Source organism: Candidatus Stoquefichus sp. SB1 (assembly GCF_001244545.1).
In the GTDB taxonomy this organism is placed as follows: Bacteria; Bacillota_I; Bacilli_A; order Erysipelotrichales; family Coprobacillaceae; genus Stoquefichus.
The window spans coordinates 17139-38434 of record NZ_LN852693.1; the positions used below are offsets into that span (position 1 = coordinate 17139).

General features: G+C 31.7%; 22 protein-coding genes. 18 read left to right on the forward strand and 4 right to left on the reverse strand.

Annotation, left to right across the window (positions count from 1 at the left end):
* The 5 genes from BN1865_RS01275 (at nucleotide 1) to BN1865_RS01295 (ending at nucleotide 5340) form a co-directional block, all read left to right on the forward strand.
* Nucleotides 1-1389, forward strand: coding sequence for a polysaccharide deacetylase family protein (locus tag BN1865_RS01275; protein WP_050635453.1), 1389 nt, complete (start codon nucleotides 1-3; stop codon nucleotides 1387-1389).
* Nucleotides 1390-1441: 52 nt separating this feature from the next.
* The gene (locus tag BN1865_RS01280; protein WP_050635454.1) at nucleotides 1442-2464 is read left to right on the forward strand and encodes an AI-2E family transporter; all 1023 of its coding nucleotides are present in this window, start codon (nucleotides 1442-1444) and stop codon (nucleotides 2462-2464) included.
* Between the two features lie 40 nt (nucleotides 2465-2504).
* Complete coding sequence (locus BN1865_RS01285; protein WP_050635455.1) at nucleotides 2505-3278, forward strand: HAD-IIB family hydrolase; 774 nt, start codon at nucleotides 2505-2507, stop codon at nucleotides 3276-3278.
* A gap of 80 nt (nucleotides 3279-3358) precedes the next feature.
* Nucleotides 3359-3877 carry a hypothetical protein gene (locus BN1865_RS01290; protein WP_050635456.1) on the forward strand — a complete coding sequence of 173 codons (519 nt, stop codon included), beginning with the start codon at nucleotides 3359-3361 and terminating at the stop codon, nucleotides 3875-3877.
* Nucleotides 3878-4005: 128 nt separating this feature from the next.
* Nucleotides 4006-5340: a citrate synthase gene (locus tag BN1865_RS01295; RefSeq protein WP_050635457.1), complete on the forward strand. Its 1335-nt coding sequence runs from the start codon at nucleotides 4006-4008 to the stop codon at nucleotides 5338-5340.
* Between the two features lie 93 nt (nucleotides 5341-5433).
* On the opposite strand, the gene BN1865_RS01300 is transcribed toward BN1865_RS01295, so the two are convergent.
* Nucleotides 5434-6498, reverse strand: coding sequence for a branched-chain amino acid aminotransferase (locus tag BN1865_RS01300; protein WP_050635458.1), 1065 nt, complete (start codon nucleotides 6496-6498; stop codon nucleotides 5434-5436).
* Nucleotides 6499-6619: 121 nt separating this feature from the next.
* On the opposite strand from BN1865_RS01300, the gene BN1865_RS01305 reads away from it, so the two are divergent.
* The 5 genes from BN1865_RS01305 to BN1865_RS01325 all read left to right on the forward strand — a co-directional run bounded on the left by BN1865_RS01305 (nucleotide 6620) and on the right by BN1865_RS01325 (nucleotide 9916).
* Complete coding sequence (locus BN1865_RS01305) at nucleotides 6620-7018, forward strand: PTS sugar transporter subunit IIB (protein WP_050635459.1); 399 nt, start codon at nucleotides 6620-6622, stop codon at nucleotides 7016-7018.
* Nucleotides 7019-7173: 155 nt separating this feature from the next.
* Nucleotides 7174-7851, forward strand: coding sequence for a DUF969 domain-containing protein (locus BN1865_RS01310; RefSeq protein ID WP_050635460.1), 678 nt, complete (start codon nucleotides 7174-7176; stop codon nucleotides 7849-7851).
* Entirely contained in the window at nucleotides 7851-8810 is a 960-nt protein-coding gene (locus tag BN1865_RS01315; protein ID WP_050635461.1) for a DUF979 domain-containing protein, read from the forward strand. The genes BN1865_RS01310 and BN1865_RS01315 overlap by 1 nt, the downstream gene beginning before the upstream one ends.
* A gap of 9 nt (nucleotides 8811-8819) precedes the next feature.
* The gene (gene pcp, locus BN1865_RS01320; RefSeq protein ID WP_050635462.1) at nucleotides 8820-9461 is read left to right on the forward strand and encodes a pyroglutamyl-peptidase I; all 642 of its coding nucleotides are present in this window, start codon (nucleotides 8820-8822) and stop codon (nucleotides 9459-9461) included.
* Nucleotides 9461-9916 (forward strand): gamma-glutamylcyclotransferase family protein, encoded by a 456-nt coding sequence (locus BN1865_RS01325; protein WP_050635463.1) that lies wholly within the window; start codon nucleotides 9461-9463, stop codon nucleotides 9914-9916. The genes pcp and BN1865_RS01325 overlap by 1 nt, the downstream gene beginning before the upstream one ends.
* Nucleotides 9917-9994: 78 nt before the next feature.
* On the opposite strand, the gene BN1865_RS01330 is transcribed toward BN1865_RS01325, so the two are convergent.
* On the reverse strand, nucleotides 9995-10516 hold the full coding sequence (locus tag BN1865_RS01330) for a cysteine hydrolase family protein (RefSeq protein WP_050635464.1): 522 nt from the start codon (nucleotides 10514-10516) through the stop codon (nucleotides 9995-9997).
* Nucleotides 10517-10626: 110 nt separating this feature from the next.
* Here BN1865_RS01330 and BN1865_RS01335 point away from each other — a divergent pair, with 110 nt between their 5' ends.
* The 8 genes from BN1865_RS01335 to BN1865_RS01365 all read left to right on the forward strand — a co-directional run bounded on the left by BN1865_RS01335 (nucleotide 10627) and on the right by BN1865_RS01365 (nucleotide 19283).
* Nucleotides 10627-10965 (forward strand): ArsR/SmtB family transcription factor, encoded by a 339-nt coding sequence (locus tag BN1865_RS01335; RefSeq protein WP_050635465.1) that lies wholly within the window; start codon nucleotides 10627-10629, stop codon nucleotides 10963-10965.
* A 12-nt stretch (nucleotides 10966-10977) separates the two neighbouring features.
* Nucleotides 10978-13425 (forward strand): heavy metal translocating P-type ATPase, encoded by a 2448-nt coding sequence (locus BN1865_RS01340; RefSeq protein ID WP_050635466.1) that lies wholly within the window; start codon nucleotides 10978-10980, stop codon nucleotides 13423-13425.
* 123 nt (nucleotides 13426-13548) lie between these two features.
* A complete protein-coding gene (locus BN1865_RS01345; RefSeq protein WP_050635467.1) occupies nucleotides 13549-13782 on the forward strand; it encodes a FeoA family protein in 234 nt (77 codons plus the stop codon).
* Entirely contained in the window at nucleotides 13775-15781 is a 2007-nt protein-coding gene (feoB, locus tag BN1865_RS01350) for a ferrous iron transport protein B (protein ID WP_050635468.1), read from the forward strand. Before BN1865_RS01345 ends, feoB begins: the two co-directional genes overlap by 8 nt.
* Complete coding sequence (locus tag BN1865_RS18260) at nucleotides 15778-15942, forward strand: hypothetical protein (RefSeq protein WP_157844068.1); 165 nt, start codon at nucleotides 15778-15780, stop codon at nucleotides 15940-15942. Before feoB ends, BN1865_RS18260 begins: the two co-directional genes overlap by 4 nt.
* The gene (locus BN1865_RS01355; protein ID WP_050635469.1) at nucleotides 15908-16549 is read left to right on the forward strand and encodes a lactate utilization protein; all 642 of its coding nucleotides are present in this window, start codon (nucleotides 15908-15910) and stop codon (nucleotides 16547-16549) included. The genes BN1865_RS18260 and BN1865_RS01355 overlap by 35 nt, the downstream gene beginning before the upstream one ends.
* 9 nt (nucleotides 16550-16558) lie before the next feature.
* Nucleotides 16559-18004, forward strand: a complete 1446-nt coding sequence (gene malQ / locus BN1865_RS01360) for a 4-alpha-glucanotransferase (RefSeq protein WP_050635470.1) — start codon at nucleotides 16559-16561, stop codon at nucleotides 18002-18004.
* A gap of 1 nt (nucleotide 18005) precedes the next feature.
* On the forward strand, nucleotides 18006-19283 hold the full coding sequence (locus BN1865_RS01365) for a patatin-like phospholipase family protein (RefSeq protein ID WP_050635471.1): 1278 nt from the start codon (nucleotides 18006-18008) through the stop codon (nucleotides 19281-19283).
* Between the two features lie 41 nt (nucleotides 19284-19324).
* Here BN1865_RS01365 and BN1865_RS01370 read toward each other — a convergent pair whose 3' ends face one another.
* The gene (locus tag BN1865_RS01370; protein WP_050635472.1) at nucleotides 19325-20104 is read right to left on the reverse strand and encodes a type III pantothenate kinase; all 780 of its coding nucleotides are present in this window, start codon (nucleotides 20102-20104) and stop codon (nucleotides 19325-19327) included.
* Nucleotides 20098-21291, reverse strand: coding sequence for a bifunctional phosphopantothenoylcysteine decarboxylase/phosphopantothenate--cysteine ligase CoaBC (coaBC, locus tag BN1865_RS01375; RefSeq protein ID WP_050635473.1), 1194 nt, complete (start codon nucleotides 21289-21291; stop codon nucleotides 20098-20100). The genes BN1865_RS01370 and coaBC overlap by 7 nt, the downstream gene beginning before the upstream one ends.
* Between the last annotated feature and the right edge of the window lie 5 nt (nucleotides 21292-21296).

Here is a 21296-nt window from a genome sequence, read left to right on the forward strand (position 1 = left end):
ATGAATTTAAAAAGAAAGACGCTTTTGCGTGATATAGGTTGTTTAGTGTTAGCGGGGGTAGTGATTGTCGGGCTTTATATGTATTTGACAGCTTCTTCATTACATTTTGTATCAGATCGTGAAATTGAAATCAATTCTGTTGTTGATTTTTCAAAGTTTTTAAAAGATGTGAAGGGTGGAGACATTCATGATGTAAAAATAGATAGTTCTGCAGTGAATGTGAAAAAAATTGGCGAATATCAGGTGATTTATAAATATCAGGATGAAGAAGTCAAACTGAAAGTGAAAGTTGTAGATACGACAGCACCTGAATTTGAAGTTCAAACACAGTCGGTTGCACTTCATCAAACAATTGATCCTTCAAAACTTGTGAAAAATATTAAAGATGCGAGTCAGACAACAGTCAACTTTGCTAAAAAATATAATTTTAATCAGATTGGTGAACAGGAAGTAGAAGTGATTGTTAGTGATGAGTATAAAAATTCAGCAACACAAAAAGTCAAAGTTAAAGTTGTTGAAGATAAAAAGGCGCCTGTTATTATTGCTGGAAATGCAAGTGTTATTGTAGGCAGTACAATTGATTTAAAGTCTTTAGTTTCTATAAAAGATGATTTAGATGATAAACCGACACTAACAGTTGAAGCGGGGCAGTTTGATGTTCAAAAGCAAGGAAGTTATCAAGTGAAATATTTAGCTGCTGATGCTTCAGGAAATCAGTCAGAAAAAACAATTATTATTCAGGTTATTGATAAAACTGGTGAAGATGAAAAAGTGGTTTACTTGACTTTTGATGATGGACCATCACATTATACACCTCAAGTTCTTGATATTTTAGATCGTTATCATTGCAAAGCAACTTTCTTTATTACAGGAATGAATAGTGCTTATCGTAAATATATTTCAATTGCGCATGATAAAGGTCATACAATAGGTTTACATACATATAGTCATAGTTATTCAAAAGTCTATGCTTCTGTTGATGCCTACTTCAAGGATTTAGAAAAAGTCGGACAATTAGCCAAAGACTATATTGGTTTTGTACCTAAATATATTCGTTTCCCAGGTGGAAGTTCAAATGCTGTTTCTAAAAAATATACCAAGGGGATTATGAGCAAATTAACCAAGATGGTGGAAGAAAAAGGCTATATCTATTATGATTGGAATGCTGAAAATGGTGATGGTTATGCGAAAATGAGTCAGTCTGAAATGTATAAACGTGCAACATCTTCTTCAGCTAAAAAAATCATGATTTTAATGCATGATGCTAATGGAAAACAAAATACAGTTGATACTTTACCTAAGATTATTGAATATTATCAGAAAAAAGGATATACATTTAAAGCCATTGATGATTCTTCAATAGTTCCTCATCAACATGTGAATAATTAAGCCCAAGTGGGCTTTTTTATTTTCTTGTACATATAATATAGAGGTGATTATCATGGGAAAGAAAAAAGGATTCATTATTGCTTTATTGATTTTAGGGTATTGTCTAATATTAAAATATTTATTTGGTGTTTTGTTGCCTTTTTTGTTGGCTTTATTATGTTATTATGTGATGAAGCCTTTAATTGATATTTTAGAAAATCATTTTCATGTGAAAAGAAGTGCTATAGGAATATCCTTGTTATTGGTGATTTATTTATTATTAACGATATTGCTGGGAAGTCTTTTTACCTATATTTTCTTTTTCCTTGCAGATACATTAGAACAATTACCTTTTTATTATGAAACAATGATAGAACCATTTTTTAATCAACTCATGGTATTGATTACTAAACAATTCTCCTTTTTTCATCAAACAAATCTATTAACAACAATTCAGAACTTTTTAACACAAAGTTTTTTTCAGGGAATAACTTCTTTATCAATGATAATCACACATATTCCATCATTTATTTTTTCTTTTTTTCTCTTTATTATTTCAACATTCTTTTTGGTATTAGATTATGAACCTATGAGAGACAAAATGTTATCAATTTGTCATACCCGTTTCATTTCCATTCTTTTATTACTGAAAAATAAATGTTTAAAAAGTTTATGGATTTATATCAAATGTCAAATCATATTGATGATTATTTGTTTTATAATTTTATTCATTGGAATGACAATATTAAAAATGCAACATCCTTTACTATATGCATTGCTTACAGCTTTTTTAGATAGTTTACCTTTTATTGGTGTTGGAATTGTTTTGATTCCAATGTGTATTTTCTTTGTGTTTAAAGGATTTTATTTAAAAGCATTATATTTATTTTTGATTTATTTAATGATTAATGTTATGAGAAGTTTATTAGAACCTCGAATCATGAATAAACAAATGCAAATTCCATCATTTCTTTTATTGTTGTCAATGATGATCCATCTTCATTTTTTTGGAATCATAGGGATTATTCTTTCGCCAATTCATATGAGTCTCATTTATAGCTTTTTAGATTCTGAGGAATCTACTTTGCAGCAATAAAATGATTTGATATAATAGAAATCAAAAGGGAGATGGAAATATGTCAAAAAAATATTTTTTCTTTGATATTGATGGAACATTGACAAATAAGCAAACAGGTGAATTGGTTCCAAGTGCTAAAAAAACAATTCAGAAGTTACAACAAAATGGTCATTTTGTTTGTATAGCAACAGGACGCGCTTATTATAAAACCAAAGATTTTGCTAAAATGGCAGGTATTCATCATATTGTCAGTAATGGAGGAGCGGCTTTGACAATCAATGATGAATTGATTGAAAATCGTCCTTTAGATCATGAGCGTGCAGTGGCTTTGTGTCTTGAGGCCCAACAAAAAGGATATGGAATGCTGATTGCTTATAATGATAGTATAGATGTTCTTATGAAAGACGAATTGTTTATTCAACAGGTTGGTTATCGCCAAGAACCAACGAGATACATATTGGATAGATCCTTGAAATATGATCAGATAGAGCAGATTTATAAAATATATATTGCGATTTCTTGCGAGGATGAAGATAAACTAGATTTAAAAGATTCTTTAGGACATATTCGATTTATGGATGAATATTTAACATACCAGCATGATGCTAAAGATGAAGGTATTTATAAAATGTTAAAAAGAGTTGGTGGGCAAATAGAAGATGTTGTTGTTTTTGGTGATGACTATAATGATTTGGTTATGTTTAAAAAAGAATGGACCAATATTGCGATGGGAAATGCCTGTGATGCATTAAAGTCACAAGCAACATTTGTGACAAAAGCCAGTAGTGAAGATGGTATTGAGTATGCTTGTCAGCATTTTGGATGGATATAAGGCTTTTTTTGATTTCATTATAGCAGTTTTGCATTTATTGCGTTATACTAGAAGGAGAAGATGTATGGGAGGACAAACATATGAAAAACAAATATCATCATCATAATCTTAAAAGTATTGCAACTATTGTAGGAGTTCTGCTTGTTATTTGTTTCATTGTTATTTTTGTTAGTGGAGATCATTATAAACAATACTTAGGATTAACTGAATATCCCAATTGTATGAAATTAAATGAGTATGGTGATGAAGGAAATGAAGAGGGTGTACGTTTTCAGACAACGACACTAACACCTGATTATCAGGATGTCTATGCACTTGCGTTTGAAAGTTATTACATGACTTCATCTGACACAGCTTCACAAAAATATGATAAGTTATCTCAAGAGTTCCCAAAGGAAAATATTTTGACAATGGATGAACAGATGATATCATCAACAGTAAAAGTGAAGTCAATTATTAATAAAGATGATAAAGTTTATTTTATTGTACAAGATGATTCAACAGTTTTTAAAGCTTATGGTGAACATGAAGAGATGGATAAAAAACAGAAGTGGTTTGATGTATTAAAGATTCATTATCAAATTCCTCAATCTTTATAATATCATAATCATAATAAGAAACAGTTATTGCCAACTGTTTCTTTTCTTTAGAGTAATAGGAAAACATATTTATTGTATACAATTATACAAAAGTGTGCTATAATACAGAATACATAAGGGGTGATAGGATGGAAAATAAAATTCAAAGTTTTTTTGAAAAATCTCTACGTGAAAATGAGATTGACAATGAGTTGTATAAAGTTTATTCTGTCAAAAAAGGTTTACGAAACGAAGACGGAACAGGAGTTCTTGTAGGATTAACAAGAATATCTGATGTTGTGGGGTATAAAAAGGTAGATAATGAGAAAGTCGATGATTATGGAAGTCTTTATTATCGTGGAATTAATGTGAAAGATATTGTTCAAGCTCCTCGACGTGAAAAAAGATATCTTTTTGAAGAAGTCTGTTTTTTAATTCTTTTTGGATATTTACCAAATGAACAAGAATTTTTGGAATTCAAACAGATTTTAAGTGATAACTATGAATTACCACCACATTATTTAGAAGCGAATATACTTGGCTTTCCAGCTAAAAATCTGATGAATAAATTGCAGCAGGAAGTTTTAATGTTATATGGATATGATCAGGATGCTGATAATATTGGAATTAGAGAAACATTAGAAAAGGGAATTAATTTATTAGCTAAAATTCCTAGTATTGTTTGTTATACTTATCAAACAAAAGTTCATTATTTTGAAGAACAGAGTCTTTTTATTCATCATGTTAATAAGGATTATAGTATTGCGGAAACGATTTTAGCATTATTAAGAGATGATGGTATGTTTAGCGAAAAAGAAGCTGAAGTTTTAGATGTTGCTTTGTTATTGCATGCTGATCATGGTGGTGGAAATAACTCAACATTTACTAATGTTGTGATTTCTTCTACTGGGACAGATATTTATTCAGCTGTTGCAGGAGCAATTGGTTCATTAAAAGGGCCACGTCATGGTGGTGCAAATTTAGCAGTTAAACAACAAATGGAATTAGTAATTGATGAAATATCAACACATGCAACAGATGAACAGATTCAAAGCATTATTGAACGTATTTTAGATAAACAATTTAATGATCATAGTGGACTTATTTATGGAATTGGACATGCGGTTTATACGTTAAGTGATCCACGTAGTGAGATTTTATCTGAAAAATGTAAAGAATTGGCTATTGAAAAAGGACGCATTGATGAATATCAGTTTTATTGCCGATTTGCTCAAATTGCGATTGAGGAAATCTATCGTAGAAAAGGCATTCATGTTTGTAGTAATGTTGATTTTTATAGTGGTCTTGTCTATGATATGTTAGGTATTCCAAGTGATCTTTATACTTTGTTGTTTGTTGTAGGAAGAACAGTTGGCTGGATTGCTCATAATATAGAAAATAAACTTTATTCAAATCGTATTATTAGACCAGCTACAAAATATGTTGGTGAAGTCAAAGAATATGAAGATATAGAAAAACGATAATCATTATCCTTAAATTAGAGATGATTACAGAAGTTATTGATAAACAAATCAATAGCTTTTTTTGTATAAAAAAACCAAGGAATTTTCCTCGGCTTATTTAACTAACTTAGTCCAATGATACTTATCTTCTAATTTTCCCCATTGAATACCAGTAAGTGTGTCATACAATTTTTGGGTTAATTCACCAGTCTTGAAATCATTAACAGTGATTTTTTCGCCTTTATAATATAATTCTCCAATTGGTGAAATAACAGCAGCTGTCCCAGTTCCCCATGCTTCTTTTAAAGCTCCTGTTCTTCCTGCTTCCATGAGTTCATCAATACTTAAATCACGTTCTTCAACTTGATAACCCCAATCTTTTAAAATATGAATAATAGAATCTCTTGTCACTCCAGGTAATACAGAACCTTCTAATGCAGCTGTTACAACAGTATTATCAATTAAGAACATAACATTCATTGTTCCAACTTCTTCAACATATTTACGATGGACACCATCTAACCAAAGAACTTGCGTATAACCATTTTGTTCAGCCTTAACTTGTGCCGCAATACTTGCTGCATAGTTACCACCACATTTTGTAAAGCCAGTTCCACCTTTCACAGCTCTTACATATTCATCTTCTACCCAAATCTTAACAGGATTAACACCTTCAGGATAATAAGCACCAACTGGTGATAGAATAATCATGAATTGATAACTTTTTGCTGGATGAACACCAACTCCTGGCTCAGATGCAAAAGTGAATGGACGAATATATAAAGATGTTTCTGGTGCAGTAGGAATCCAATCTTGTTCAAATTTAACAAGGGCTTCAACAGCTTCTACAAACATATCTTCAGGTAACTCAGCCATACAAATTCGTTTGTTAGAATTAATCATACGACGAGCATTCATTTCAGGTCTAAATAATAGAATGTCACCATTAGGATTACGATATGCTTTTAAACCTTCAAATGTTTCTTGAGCATAATGTAAAACCATTGTTGCTGGATCCATTGGAATAGGTCCATATGGAACAATACGTGCGTCATGCCAGCCTTGTCCTTCATCCCAATCCATAATGAACATATGGTTTGTAAAATATTTACCAAAACCTAAATTGTTTTGATCAGGTTTTTCTTTAAGCGTTTTTGCTTTTTCAATTTTGATTTCCATACAAATCCCCCTTTATAATTAATGAAATTATACTCTTTTTTTATATAAGTAGCAATATATTTTTGCATTTGCCAAAAGAATGATATAATATTAAGGAATAATATAAATATAGGAGGTATTTATGATAAAGATATTGTTGTGTTGTGGTGGCGGGTTTTCTTCAAGTTATGTTGCTGAAAGAATGAAAAAAGAAATAAAAAGTTCAGGAATGGAAAAAGATGTCATGATTGAATTTTCTCCTTTTTCTATCGCAAAAGAAAAGTTTTTAGAATTTGATATTGTTGTTTGTTGTCCACATTTGAATATTTATGTAAAACAATTGGTTGAAAAAGAGGATGTTCCTGTTCCTATTTATGTATTGCCTCCTAGAATGTATGGTAATATGGAAATCAAAGAAATATATCAGGATGCATGTGATTTAATTGAAATGTTTAAGCAAACACATCAAAATCCTATTCATTTTCCTCAAGAAGATAATGTGTTAAGGATCACAAGACAATGTGCATATCGTCACCAATGAGATAAACTTTGTTTATCTTTTTCATTGCATTTTTTGACGAATGTAAAATGATTGTTATTTTACAGATGATAAAAAGTACAATTATCGTTGAAATAAAAAAGGAAATTCGATATAATACAGGACGTCTACATATTTATTTTGAAAGGAGATAAACAATGGAATATATTACATTGATAGGTATATTAATTATTGTCGTTGGTTTTGCTTTAAAACTTGATGTATTGGCAGTTGTTATTGTATCTGGAATAGTGACTGGTTTAGTCGCTGGAATGGATTTTTTTAAGATATTAGAGATATTAGGGAATTCTTTTGTAACTAATCGTCTTATGTCAATATTTTTAATTATTTTCCCAGTTATTGCAATTATTGAAAGATATGGTTTAAAAGAAAGAGCTGCTTATTTGATTGGAAAAATCAAGAATGCATCTGCTGGAAAAGTTTTATGTATTTATAGTGTTATTCGTTCAGCTGCATCAGCATTAAATGTGAGAATTGGAGGACATGTCCAATTTGTAAGACCTTTAATTTTACCAATGAGTGAAGCGGCTGCTGAAACAGCAAAAGGTGAACACATAACAGAAGCAGAAGATGAAGAAATTAAGGGCTTAGCAGCAGCTGTTGAAAACTATGGTAATTTCTTTGCTCAAAATGTTTTTCCGGCTTCTAGTGGTGTTGTTTTGATTCGTGGTACATTAGTTGGATTGGGATTTGAAGATATTACATTATCAATGATTTCTTCATCAGCAATTTATATTGCTTTGATTTCTGTGGTTTTAACATTTATCCAAGTTTTATGGTTTGATTTTAAAATGAAAAAAGGAGGAAATAAATAATGGCTGAATTTTTAAGTGTATATCTTCCTGAATTCTTTTATGTATTATGTGGGTTGGTTAGTTTTGATACGGCTATTCGTGCTACAAAAAATGAAGAAGCACGCATTGGAACATCTTTGTTTTGGTGTCTTTTAGGAATTATTTTTATGTTTGGTAAAATTATTCCTGCTACAATTGTTGGTGGATTATTGGTTGTTATGGGATGTTTAACAGCTTTTAAACAAGTGAAAATGGGAAAATTTGTCGAATCGACTCCAGAATTTCGTCAAAGTGCAAGTGAAAAAGTTGGCAATAGTATTTTTATTCCAGCAGTATCAATTGGAATTATGGCTTTGATTTTATCATTTGTGAAATATCGTACAGTTGTTGATGGGACAATAAAAATGCAGGCTCTTGATGGTGCAGTGATGACGGGTACAGCTTGTGTAGTGGCACTTTTATTAGCTTTTATCATTTGTAAGCCTAAGGTTTCAGAAACACGTTCTGATACATCTCGTTTACTAATGCAGGTAGGAGCATCATGCTTATTACCACAATTGTTAGGAGCCCTTGGAAGTGTATTTAAAGAAGCAGGTGTAGGTGAAGTTATTTCTAACATTATTTCAAGTGTCGTTCCTTCTGGTAATATTGTGATTGGTGTGATTGTCTATGTGTTAGGAATGGTTATTTTTACAATGATTATGGGAAATGCTTTTGCTGCATTTACAGTTATTACAATTGGTATTGGTTTTCCATTTGTTATTGCTCAAGGTGGAAATCCAGCTGTTATTGGTGCATTAGGAATGACTGCTGGATATTGTGGTACACTATTAACACCAATGGCTGCAAACTTTAATATTGTGCCATGTGCTGTCTTAGAAACCAAAGATCAAAAATGGGCAGTTATTAAAGCACAATTACCAATGGCTCTTGTTATGATAGTCATTCATATTATTTTAATGTTAGTATTAGGATTCTAGGAGGAAATTATGAAAATACTTGTTACAGGTTTTGATCCATTTAATGGAGAAAAGATTAATCCGGCTATAGAATCAGTTAAATTATTACCTGATACAATTGCTGGTGCTCAGATTATTAAATTAGAAATACCAACAGTATGTCATCTTTCATTAAAAGTAATAGAAGAGGCGATTGAACAACATAATCCAGATGTTATTTTGTCTATTGGTCAAGCTGGCGGAAGAACAGATATAACTGTTGAAAGAATCGGTATTAATATTGATGATTGTCGTATTCCGGATAATGCTGGACAACAAATTATTGATGAACCTGTTTTTGCAGATGGACCAGCTGCTTATTTTGTCAATTTGCCAATTAAAGCAATGGTTGCACGTATTCAAGAACATCAGATACCAGCATCTGTATCAAATAGTGCAGGAACATTTGTTTGCAATCATGTGACATATGGTGTTCGTCATATCATTGAAACAAAATTTCCTGGCAAAAGAAGTGGTTTTATACATATTCCTTTTTTACCTCAACAAGTTATTAATAAAAAGAACATGCCTAGCATGAGTTTAGAGACAATTGTTGAAGCGTTAAGTGTGGCTATTGAGGCCATTGTTGATACTGAAGTTGATTTAAAAATTACTGGTGGAGCAACGCATTAATGAAACAGAAAATATTTGTATATGGAACATTGAGAAAAGGAATGTATAATTATGATTTGTATTTAAGAGATGAAAAATCATTTCGTTATTATGCCTATGCAAAAGGAAGCCTTATGACAATCCTTGGGAGAGTATACCCAGCCTATTTAACAGATGGTCAAGATATGATTTTAGGTGAAATTCATGAAGTAAGTGATGAAACTATGAATTCTATTGATCAGTTAGAAGGATATCTTGGTGAAGGTAATCCTAAAAATGAATATAACAAGGAATTATGTGATATTTATAATGAACAGGGTGAGGTTGTAGAACAAGCTTATATATATGTTTATAATATGGAAAATCCAAGTAATGTTTTTACATTAGGTAAGGATATTGAATCACATGATTATGTTGAGTATATTCAAAAAGTGAAATTACGTGAAAAAAGTTTATTCGATTATGATGTCGAATAGACTTTTTTTATATAAATAAACACTTATGATAACAATAATCATAAGTGTTTATAAGAATTCATAAAATATATTGATTTTTTATTCGATAATTTCAATTTGTAATGACTTCATAACATCAATACTTTCCTGATGAACTTTTTCATCAGCACTTGCACAACCTCTTAAATCAATGCAGATAGGTATATCAGGTTGAGCAGCTTTGGCCATAATAGCGTTAGATAAAACACAAATATGAGAAACAACCCCAACAAAGGTAATATCTTGATATTCTTTTCCTTCCAAATAGTAAGCCAAATCCAATGAAGGGAAGGTAGGCTTTTTAAAACATAAACAATCTTGTAGTAATTCCCCAACTTTGCCATAAAGTTCCCAGCCATCTGTATGTTCTATACAATGTTCTATTGGAAGATGTTTTCCTTCATATGTTGTGAGATAGTTTTCAGTATGGGTATCCATTGTATAAACAACTTCATCACCATTCATATGATACTCCTTAATAAGATTAACAATATGATCTTCTAATTCTTTAGCTTTCTCAAAACCTAAACTACCAGAAACAAAATCATTTTGAAAATCTACTACGACTAATAATCTTTTCATATTTTCACCCCGTTTTTATCTATTTTACCAAAATAAGTTGACTTGTCAATCAATTCATTATATAATCATATTGTCATATGAATAATTGTTCATATAAAAGGAGGAATAACATGGATAAATCAACAATTGTTAATCAAAATGTCGTTGATCAGGTGACAAAATCATTGCCTGATGAAGAAATATTATATGATGTTGCTGAATTATTTAAAGTTTTTGGCGATTCAACACGAATTAAAATTATATGTGCACTCTTTGAATCAGAGATGTGTGTTTATGATTTAGCCGCTGCTTTACAGATGACACAATCAGCTATTTCTCATCAGTTAAGAATATTAAAGACAGCGAATTTAGTGAAATTTAGAAGAGATGGAAAAATGATGTATTATTCATTAGATGATGAACATGTTCAACAAATTTTCGATGCTGGATATAAGCATGTTATAGAATAAGGAGGAAATAAGATGCTAAAGAAGTATGTTATTAAAAATCTTGATTGTGCATCATGCGCACAAAAGATTGAAAATATGATTCAAAAAAGAGATGATGTTCAAGAATGCTCATTGTCATTTGCCAATGAATTGTTAATGATAGAATCAGTTCATGAAATAGATATAGATGAATTACAAAGTGCTATTCAAAAATTAGAACCAGAAGTGACAATTGAAGAAAAGGGTCAACACCAATCACATGTTCATCATCATACACATCATGAAGATGCTTGTGGCTGTGGACATGACCATAGTCATCATGAACATCATCATGGTGAAGACTGTGACCATGATCATGACCATTGTGATTGTGATCATCAACACGACCATGATCATCGTTCATTAGATAAACAAGGCGTTCTTGCTTATCATATTGCAGGGTTGGATTGTGCATCATGTGCAATGAAAGTGGAGTCAGCTATTCAAAAAATGGAACAAGTTGATGATGCAGTTTTGAATTTTTCAACAGAGACATTGCAAGTTGTTCCACATAGTCAAGTCAATAAAGATGAATTATTGATTGCTTTACAGCAAGTTATTGATCATGTTGAAGATGGAGTGGTTCTTTCTTATAAAGATGAGAAACGAATCATAGAGAAACCTCAGTTATTTGTATGGAAAGATAATCTTGCATTGATTATTGGTGTTGTGGCATATATTATAAGTTTATTGTTAAAAAGTCAGTCATATGCAGTCTTTGGTTTTGTTATTGCATATATACTGATTGGATATGAAGTTGTTTTTAAAGCAGTGAAAAATATTTTAAGAGGGGAAATCTTTGATGAAAACTTCTTAATGAGTATTGCAACAATAGGAGCTTTTCTGATTGGTGATTATGCAGAAGCTGTTGCGGTGTTGTTGTTCTATTCAATTGGTGAGATTTTTCAATCTTATGCTGTTAATAAAACGAGAAGTTCGATTTCTTCTTTAATGGATATTAAGAGTGAATATGCTAACTTAAAAACAAATGATGGAGTGATTAAGGTGACACCAGAAGAAGTGAAAGTTGGCGATATATTGGTTGTTAAAGTGGGTGAAAAAATTCCTTTGGATGGCGTTATTGTGAATGGTCATTCATTGTTGGATACTTCTAGTTTAACAGGGGAATCTGTGCCTAGAGATGCTTATCAAAATGATGAAGTTTTAGCCGGGGTTGTCAATTTAACAGAAATATTAGAAGTTAAGGTGACAAAACCATATGTTGATTCAACTGTTTCAAAAATCTTGGAATTAATGGAAAATGCGGCAAGTAAAAAAGCACCTATTGAAAAATTTATTACAAGATTTGCAAGAATCTATACACCAACAGTTGTTGGCTTAGCCGTTTTATTAGCGATTGTTCCAATGTTTATTTTTGAAGATGCTCAATTTACAGAATGGTTATATCGTGCCTTAACATTCTTGGTTGTTTCTTGTCCTTGTGCACTCGTCATCTCTATTCCATTAGGACTCTATGCTGGACTTGGAAAAGCAAGTAAGTTAGGGGCATTGATTAAAGGTGGAAATTATTTAGAATTATTGAAAGATGTGGATACTGTTGTTTTTGATAAAACAGGAACACTTACAAAAGGTTCGTTTGATGTTGTTGAAGTCAATGGTTCAGATGATTTGTTGATGTATGGTGCTTATGGTGAATTTTATAGTAATCATCCGATTGCGAAAAGTATTGTTGCAAAATATGCTCAAAATATTGATGAAAGCCAAATTCGTGATTTTAAAGAAGTGGCAGGTAAAGGTATAGATGTTATGATTCGTCAAAAACATGTTGTTTTGGGGAATGCATCTTTCTTTGAAGAATTAGGAATTGCTGTTAAAGAACCACAAACAGTTGGAACAATTGTTTATGTTGCTATTGATGGACAATTTGCAGGTTCAATTGTTGTTGCTGATCAGATTAAAGAAACAACAGTTAAAGGAATTCAAGCTTTAAAATCAGTAGGAATTAAAAATACGGTCATGTTAACAGGGGATCATCATCGTGTAGCTGAAGATGTTGCTCAAAAATTAGGAATTGACAGTGTATATAGTGAATTATTACCACAGGATAAAGTTGGTAAAGTAGAAGAATTATTAAATCGTAAACAAGGCTATGTTGCTTTTGTTGGTGATGGAATTAATGATGCCCCAGTTCTTGCAAGAGCAGATGTTGGTATTGCTATGGGTGGTGTTGGCAGTGATGCAGCCATTGAAGCTGCTGATGTTGTTTTGATGCAAGATAATATTGAAACAATTAAAGATGCTATTGTTGTTTCACATAAGACAAATAAGATTCTTAGACAAAATGTGGCTTTTACATTAATTATTAAAATAGGTGTTTTATTATTAACAATGTTTGGATTATCAAATATGTGGATGGGTGTTTTTGCTGATGTTGGTGTCACTTTAATTGCCATTTTAAATGCAATGCGCGTATTAAGATAAATCAATATAAATAAAGTCAATGGCTAAGAAGTAGAATAGACTCTACTTCTTTTCTTTAAATCAACAAAGGAAGGTTTCAAAACATATGAAAATACGTTATAATAGAGAAAGTGGGGTGGAGATATGACTTTAGATGATGTTCAGCCTGGAAAGATGGTTGTGATTGAATCAGTCGGTGGTCAAGGTTTATTAAGACGCCGTTTATTAGAAATGGGCTTAACGCCTAAAACAAAAATTAAAGTTCGTAAGATAGCACCAATGGGGGATCCGATTGAAGTGTATTTGCGTAGTTATGTGTTAACATTAAGAAAAGATGATGCTTCCAAGATTGAAGTCAGGGAGGTTAGTGATGAATAGAAAGATTGCATTGATTGGTAATCAAAATTGTGGAAAAACAACTTTATTTAATGCTCTAACAGGATCATCTCAACATGTGGGAAATTTTCCTGGTGTAACAGTTGAACAAAAAAAGGGTTTTATAAAAAAACATAAAGATGAATTTGAATTAATAGATTTACCAGGAATTTATTCGTTATCACCATATACATCTGAAGAAATTGTTTCAATTCAATTTTTATTAGAAGAACATCCTGATTTAATTATTAATATTGTTGATGCAACAAATATTGAAAGAAATTTATATTTAACAATGCAATTAATGGAATTAAATATTCCTATGATTCTTGTCTTAAATATGATGGATGAGGTGATTACCAGTGGAAATTGTATTGATATTGATGGATTAAAAGAACGATTAGGTATGGAAGTGATTCCGATTTCAGCAAGTAAGAATGAAGGTATTGAAGATGTGATTACAGCCATTGAAAAAACGGTTGGGAAACCAGCAAGGCATTTAGATTTATGCCATGGACCTGTTCATAAGGCAATTCATTCTATTTCTCATATTGTTGAACAGCGTGTTCATGCTTTACATCTTCCTTTGCGATATTGTGTGACAAAACTCATTGAGGGTGATCAGGATATGTTTAAGACCTTGGATGTCAGTGATAATGATTGCCATATTATTGAACATATTTTAGAAGGTATGGAGGATGAATCAGGAACTGATCGTGAAGCAGCTTTGGTTGATATGCGTTATTCATTTATTGAAGATGTTTGTTATTATTGTGTTTTTAGTGAATGTGAAACCAAAGAACAAGTTCGTTCTGAGAAAATAGATCGTTTACTTACACATAAATATTTAGGGATTCCTATCTTTATATTGATTATGTTATTAATTTTCTATTTGACATTTTATTTTATTGGTGCGCCATTACAAGATTTAATGGATCAGATGATTACTTCATTATCGCATGGAATTGTTGCATTTTTACAAAGACAGCATGTCGCTTATTGGTTACGTGCTTTGATTGGTGATGGTATATTAGCGGGTGTGGGAAGTGTCTTGTCTTTTTTGCCAGTCATTGTGATTTTGTTTTTCTTCTTGTCATTATTGGAAGATAGTGGTTATATGGCGAGAGTGGCTTTTGTTATGGATAAGGCCTTACGAAAGATTGGTTTATCTGGTCGCTCTTTTGTCCCTATGTTGATAGGGTTTGGATGTAGTGTTCCTGCTATTATGGCAACACGTACATTATCAAGTGATCGTGATCGAAAGATGACTATTGTATTGACCCCGTTTATGTCATGTAGTGCGAAGTTACCGATTTATGGAATGATTATTGCTGCGTTCTTTCCAACAAAGGCAGCACTTGTCATGATGACTATCTATTGTATTGGTATACTGGTCGCTATTCTTTCAGCGTTGTTGTTAAAAAGTACAGTTTTCTTAGGTGAACCTGTTCCTTTTGTATTAGAATTGCCAGCCTATCGTATACCTACTTTAAAAAATGTGTTTTTGAATGTGTGGGATAAAGCCAAAGATTTTATTCGTAAAGCTTTTACTGTTATATTTATTGCCTCAATGGTTATTTGGTTCTTACAAAGTTTTAATTTCCAATTTGAAATGATTGAAGATAGCAGTCAAAGTATTTTAGCAGCCATTGGTTCATTTGTTGCTCCAATATTTAAACCATTAGGATTTAGTGATTGGCGTGCTTCAACCGCATTGATGACTGGAATTACAGCTAAAGAATCAGTTGTGTCAACACTAACAGTTTTAACTCAAGCGTCTAATACTGTTGCTTTAAATACCGCTCTAGCAACAATCTTTACACCCTTAAGTGGTTTTGCATTTTTGGTGTTTACAGTCCTATATATGCCTTGTATTGCTGCCTTTGCAGCAACAAAACGTGAACTTGGTTCATGGTGGCAAGCTATTGGTACGGTTTTATTCCAGACAGGTGTTGCTTATGTTGTTGCGTTTGTTATTTATCAGATAGGGAGTTTTTTATGATGAGTCTTGCGGATTGGATTGTGGTCATTATATTGCTGGTTTGTGTGGTTTTATCAATCAAGGTAATGAAAAGGTCTCATTGCCATGATTGTTCTCATTGTGATAAGATGTGTGGAGGAAAAGAGAATGGAAAAGAATGTAGAAAAGTTATTAAGGATTAAGGAAAAGGAATTAATTCAAGCTTTTGAAGCCAATAATATGACTTGTTTATTTGTGAAAGATAAGGATGAGTTAACACATTATTTAAAAGGTATTTTTAATCAGCAAAAAAAGGTTGCTGTTGGTGGAAGTGTAACTTTGAATCAATTAGGTGTTATTGATTTAATTAGAGAAAGTGATGTTGATTTTATTGATCGTTATGAGGAAGGATTATCTCGTGATGAAATGATGAATCGTTTTAGAGAAAGTTTTTTTGCTGATTTGTTTATTACCAGTACAAATGCGTTAACGATGGATGGTTGCTTATATAATATTGATGGGACAGGAAATCGTGTAGCGGCAATGATTTTTGGTCCAAAAGAAGTGATTGTCATTGCTGGACTTAATAAAATCTGTTTAAATGAACAAGAGGCTATCGCGCATATACGAGAATGTAGTGCCCCTACAAATGCTATGCGTTTAAATAAAAAAACACCTTGTGTCAAAACTGGTCATTGTATGGATTGTCGCAGTCCTGAGCGTATTTGCAGCAGTTATGTGAAACTGGGATATCAAGGACAAGTGAATAGGATTAAAGTCATTATTGTTGAAGAAAATTTAGGATATTAGGTGAGAAATATGAAAAGACAAGCAGGACTCTTATTTCCAATCTCTGCTTTGCCAAATCGTTATGGTGTTGGTGATTTTGGAAAATATGCATATGAATTAGTCGATAAAATGGCAGCTGCCTACATTCATTTATGGCAGATTTTACCATTGAATCCTTTAGGTTATGGAAATTCGCCATATCAGCCGTTATCAACACATGCGGGAGATGAGATTTATTTAAGTTTAGATGATTTTATAAAAGATGGTCTTTTAAAGGAAGAAGAAGTCACATATTTTAACAGTCAGTTACCTTTTGTTGCATATCAGCAGGTACGACCTGTAAAAGAACAATTATATAAGTTGGCTTTTTCACGTTTCCAACTTCATGATGATTATCAACAATTTATAACTGAAAATCCATGGGTTCAGGATTATGCTTTATTTAAAGTCTTTAAAGATCAGAACCAACAAAAAACATGGTTGGAATGGGAAGATGAATATAAATATTATTATCAGGAAAAGACATTTTCTTTATTACCATTTATCAAAGATATTGATTATCAAATATTTTTACAATATTATTTCTTTAAACAATGGAATGCTTTAAAGAATTATGCGAATGCAAAGGGCATTATGATTATTGGAGATATGCCTATTTATGTTGGATTAGATTCTGCTGATGTTTGGAGACATCAAGAAAATTTCTTATTGGAAGAAGATGGAACACCATCTTTTGTTGCTGGAGTTCCACCTGATTATTTTAGTAAATTTGGACAAAGATGGGGAAATCCATTATATGATTGGGACTATCTTGAGAGTGATCATTTTAAGTTTTGGATTGAACGTATGAAAGCTGCCCAAAAAATGTATGATACAGTTCGTATTGATCATTTTAGAGCTTTTGATACTTATTGGAAGATTCCTGCTAGTGAACCAACAGCAGTGATTGGAGAATGGATAGAGGCACCAGGGTATAAACTATTTGATGCATTGTATCAAAATATTGATCAACTTTCTATTTTAGCTGAAGATCTTGGTGAATTAAGAAATGAAGTTTATGAGTTAAGAGATCATTATCATTTGAAAGGAATGTATGTTTTTCAGTTCCATCATGCATATGATTTTGATTTTGAAAAGGTTATTGTTTATACAGGAACGCATGATAATGATACTTTAGTAGGATGGCTGGATACAATTGAACAATCAGAAACGAAAATATTAAAAGAATTACTTGAAAAATATGATGAAAAAGAGATATATCAGAAGATTATTCATTATTGTCTAGATTTAAATGCAAATCAAGTCATCGTTCCGTTTTGGGATATGATGGGATGTGACGCGTCATGTCGATTTAATATTCCAGGTCAAATTGGTTCTCCTAATTGGGAATATCGTTTAACATCATTTGATGAATTTGATTCATATTTAGAGGTTTATGCCAATATGATAGAAAAGAGTCATAGAAAAGAGGGGTAAAATGAAAAGAGCAATTGTACTCGCTGGTGGAGGTTCTAAAGGTGCCTATGAAGCTGGCTTTATGAAAGCTTTAAGAGAATTGAATATTGATTATCAAATCGTGACAGGAACATCTATTGGAGCTTTAAATGGTTGTTTGTTAGCTCAACAAGATCAAGAAGCAATGGAACACTTATGGCAGAATTTAGATGTTAGTCAGGTTTTTGCAGGTGGATTTTCTCCTCATTTTAGTTTTGATATTGATAATATGTTAAATCAATCCAATTTAGTTGTTTCGTTTTTTAAGAAGTTCATTAAAGAAAAAGGTGCTGATATTACACCATTAAAAGAGTTAATAAGAGGTTTATTAAAAGAAGATAAGCTTTTATCTTCACCCATTGATTTTGGATTATGTACAGTTTATTATCCATCTTTAAAACCTTTGTTAATTACAAAGGAAGAAATGGAAAAAGAACATATATTTGATTACTTAATTGCCAGTGCATCATGTTTTCCAGTCTTTCCTATTCATACTATCAAAGATCAATCTTTTATTGATGGTGGATACTATGATAATGTTCCAATTGATTTGGCATTTGATATGGGGGCTGATGAAGTCATTGTGATAGATATGAATAGCAAAGAACCAACACACAAACATTATGTTCAGCGACCACATGTCACATATACAATGCCATATGTTGATTTAGGCGGTTTTTTAGATTTTTCAAGAGAAGCTTTAGATCGCAATATGCGTTTAGGATATCAAACAGCAATGAAATATTGGGGGCATTATGTAGGTGTTAAATATACTTTTATAGAATTTGAAACACCACTTTTTCATGAATTTTATAAAGATATTTTGTATTTAGAAAGATATATGCGTAAGACATTTAGAAGTGACACAGGTGGAAATTTAGTTTACAAATTTATGGAAGCTCATAAAGATTTGCCTTTAGCTGAAAATGATTATTTTTATATCGCAATGGATTGGTTATTGGAAGTTGTTGAACGTGATCCAACTTATGTTTATCAATTTGATTTAGTCGTTAAAGATTTGTTGAAAGATTTTGAAAAATATACAGATAGCCAATATCAGATGATTTCACTTCATTCAACAGATGATATTTCAAGAACATTTAAGGATATGAACAAAAAAGGAATTATTGGGAGATTATTACATGGAATGCTTTATCCAGAAGAAGAAAAAATCGATACTGAAAAATTCTTAACATTGTTTGCTAAAGAAGTGATTATTGCTAGAGTCTTATTTATGTTATATAATGAAAACAAGCAATAAAAAAGAGGTTTGATAGCCAAAATTGACTATCAAATCTCTTTTTAGATATACATATTTTTTTTCGTTTTCTCGTAAATAATTTTTAATCCCTTAAATGTCAAATCTACATCATAAATGTCAATTAAATCTGTTTCACTGGCAATAATGCGTCCTAAACCACCCGTTGAAATCACTTTTAAATTTTCATTATATTCTGCTTTGATTTTTTTTATAATATACTCAGTTTGACCAATATATCCAAATACAACACCCGCTTGCATACTTTTGATTGTATTTTTAGCAATAATCTTATCAGGTTTTTGAATTTCAATTTCAGGTAATTTAGCAGCCTGTGAAGAAAGAGCATTGGCACATATACCGATTCCTGGTGCTGTTGCACCACCAACAAACTCACCTTTAGCAGTGACGACATCATAAGTTGTTGCTGTTCCAAAATCAATGACTAAGCAAGGTCCGCCATAAGTATAGAAGGCACCGGCTGCATCAACTAAGCGATCAGCACCTAATGTTGAAGGATTATCAATACGAATATCAATTCCTGTTTTTACACCAGGCCCAATAAAAATAGGATTCTTATGTAAATATTTCTTAACACAATTGGTAAAAGAATAATTGATTTTAGGAACAACACTGCTAATAATAATATCTTCAATATCATCAACTGAAATAGAAGAAGCATTTAAAAACGATAATAACATAAAACCATATTCATCAGATGTTCTTTGAAATTTCGTTGTTAAACGATAATTCCCAATAAGTGTGTTTTGATCATATAAACCAATCGTAATATTTGTATTCCCAATATCAATGACTGCTAACATCTTTCTTCCTCCATTTTTAATAACATATCAAAAATAACATAAGCCAATTCATCTTTAGACATTAAACCAAAATCTTTCATATCATCTTGGGTCATAATAGTCACAACATTTGTATCACCCTGAAATCCAGCACCAGCTGTCTTTAAATGATTTGCTACAATCATATCGCAATTCTTTCTTATTAGTTTATCTTTGGCATGATAAACTAAATCACTTGTTTCCATCGCAAAACCACATAAAATCTGATGTGGCTGTTTCATTTGTCCTAATTCAAATAAAATATCTTTGTTTTTATGTAATTGTAATGTCAACTGATCATCACTTTTTTTGATTTTTTCATCAGCGATTTGCTGACAGGCATAATCACCAACAGCAGCAGACATAATAATATAATCCTGCTGTTTTGCTATTGAGGTTACTGCCTCATACATTTGCTGGGCACTGATAACATCTTTCTTTTCAACCCCAAAAGGTTTTTTTAAATGTGTAGGACCACTTATTAAAGTGACCTCAGCGCCGAGACAAAAAGCTGCTTTAGCAAGCGCATAACCCATTTTTCCACTCGAATGATTTGTAATATAACGAACTGGATCGATATTTTCTTGTGTAGGACCGGCACTCACCAAGACACGTTTTCCTTGTAATGGTTTGTAAGTAAGAGCATAATCAATCATTTCAATGATATCCTGCTCATCAGCTAATTTTCCTTGACCAATATCTCCACAAGCCAAAAGTCCAGAAATAGGTTCAACAAATAAAATGCCGAGTTCTTTTAATATTTGCATATTTTTTTGAGTTATTGGATTTTCATACATATGAACATTCATTGCAGGAGCAATCATTTTAGGACAAGTAGCAGCTAAAAAAGCACTTGTCAGCATATTATCAGCCATTCCATGTGCTAATTTTGCAATAGTATGTGCACTTGCAGGAACAACAAGAAATAAATCTGCATCTTTGACAATATCAACATGAGTAATAATCGCTGGATTTTCATCATCAAATGTATCAACATAAACTTTTCTTTTGGTGAGTGATTGAATGCAGGTCGGTGTAATAAACTGAGTGGCACTTTCACTCATCATGACTTCAATTTGATAATCTTGTTTTATTAAATCACTGATCAATTGAACTGATTTAAAAGCCGCAATACTACCTGTGATACCGATAATTATTTTTTTTGACATAAGGG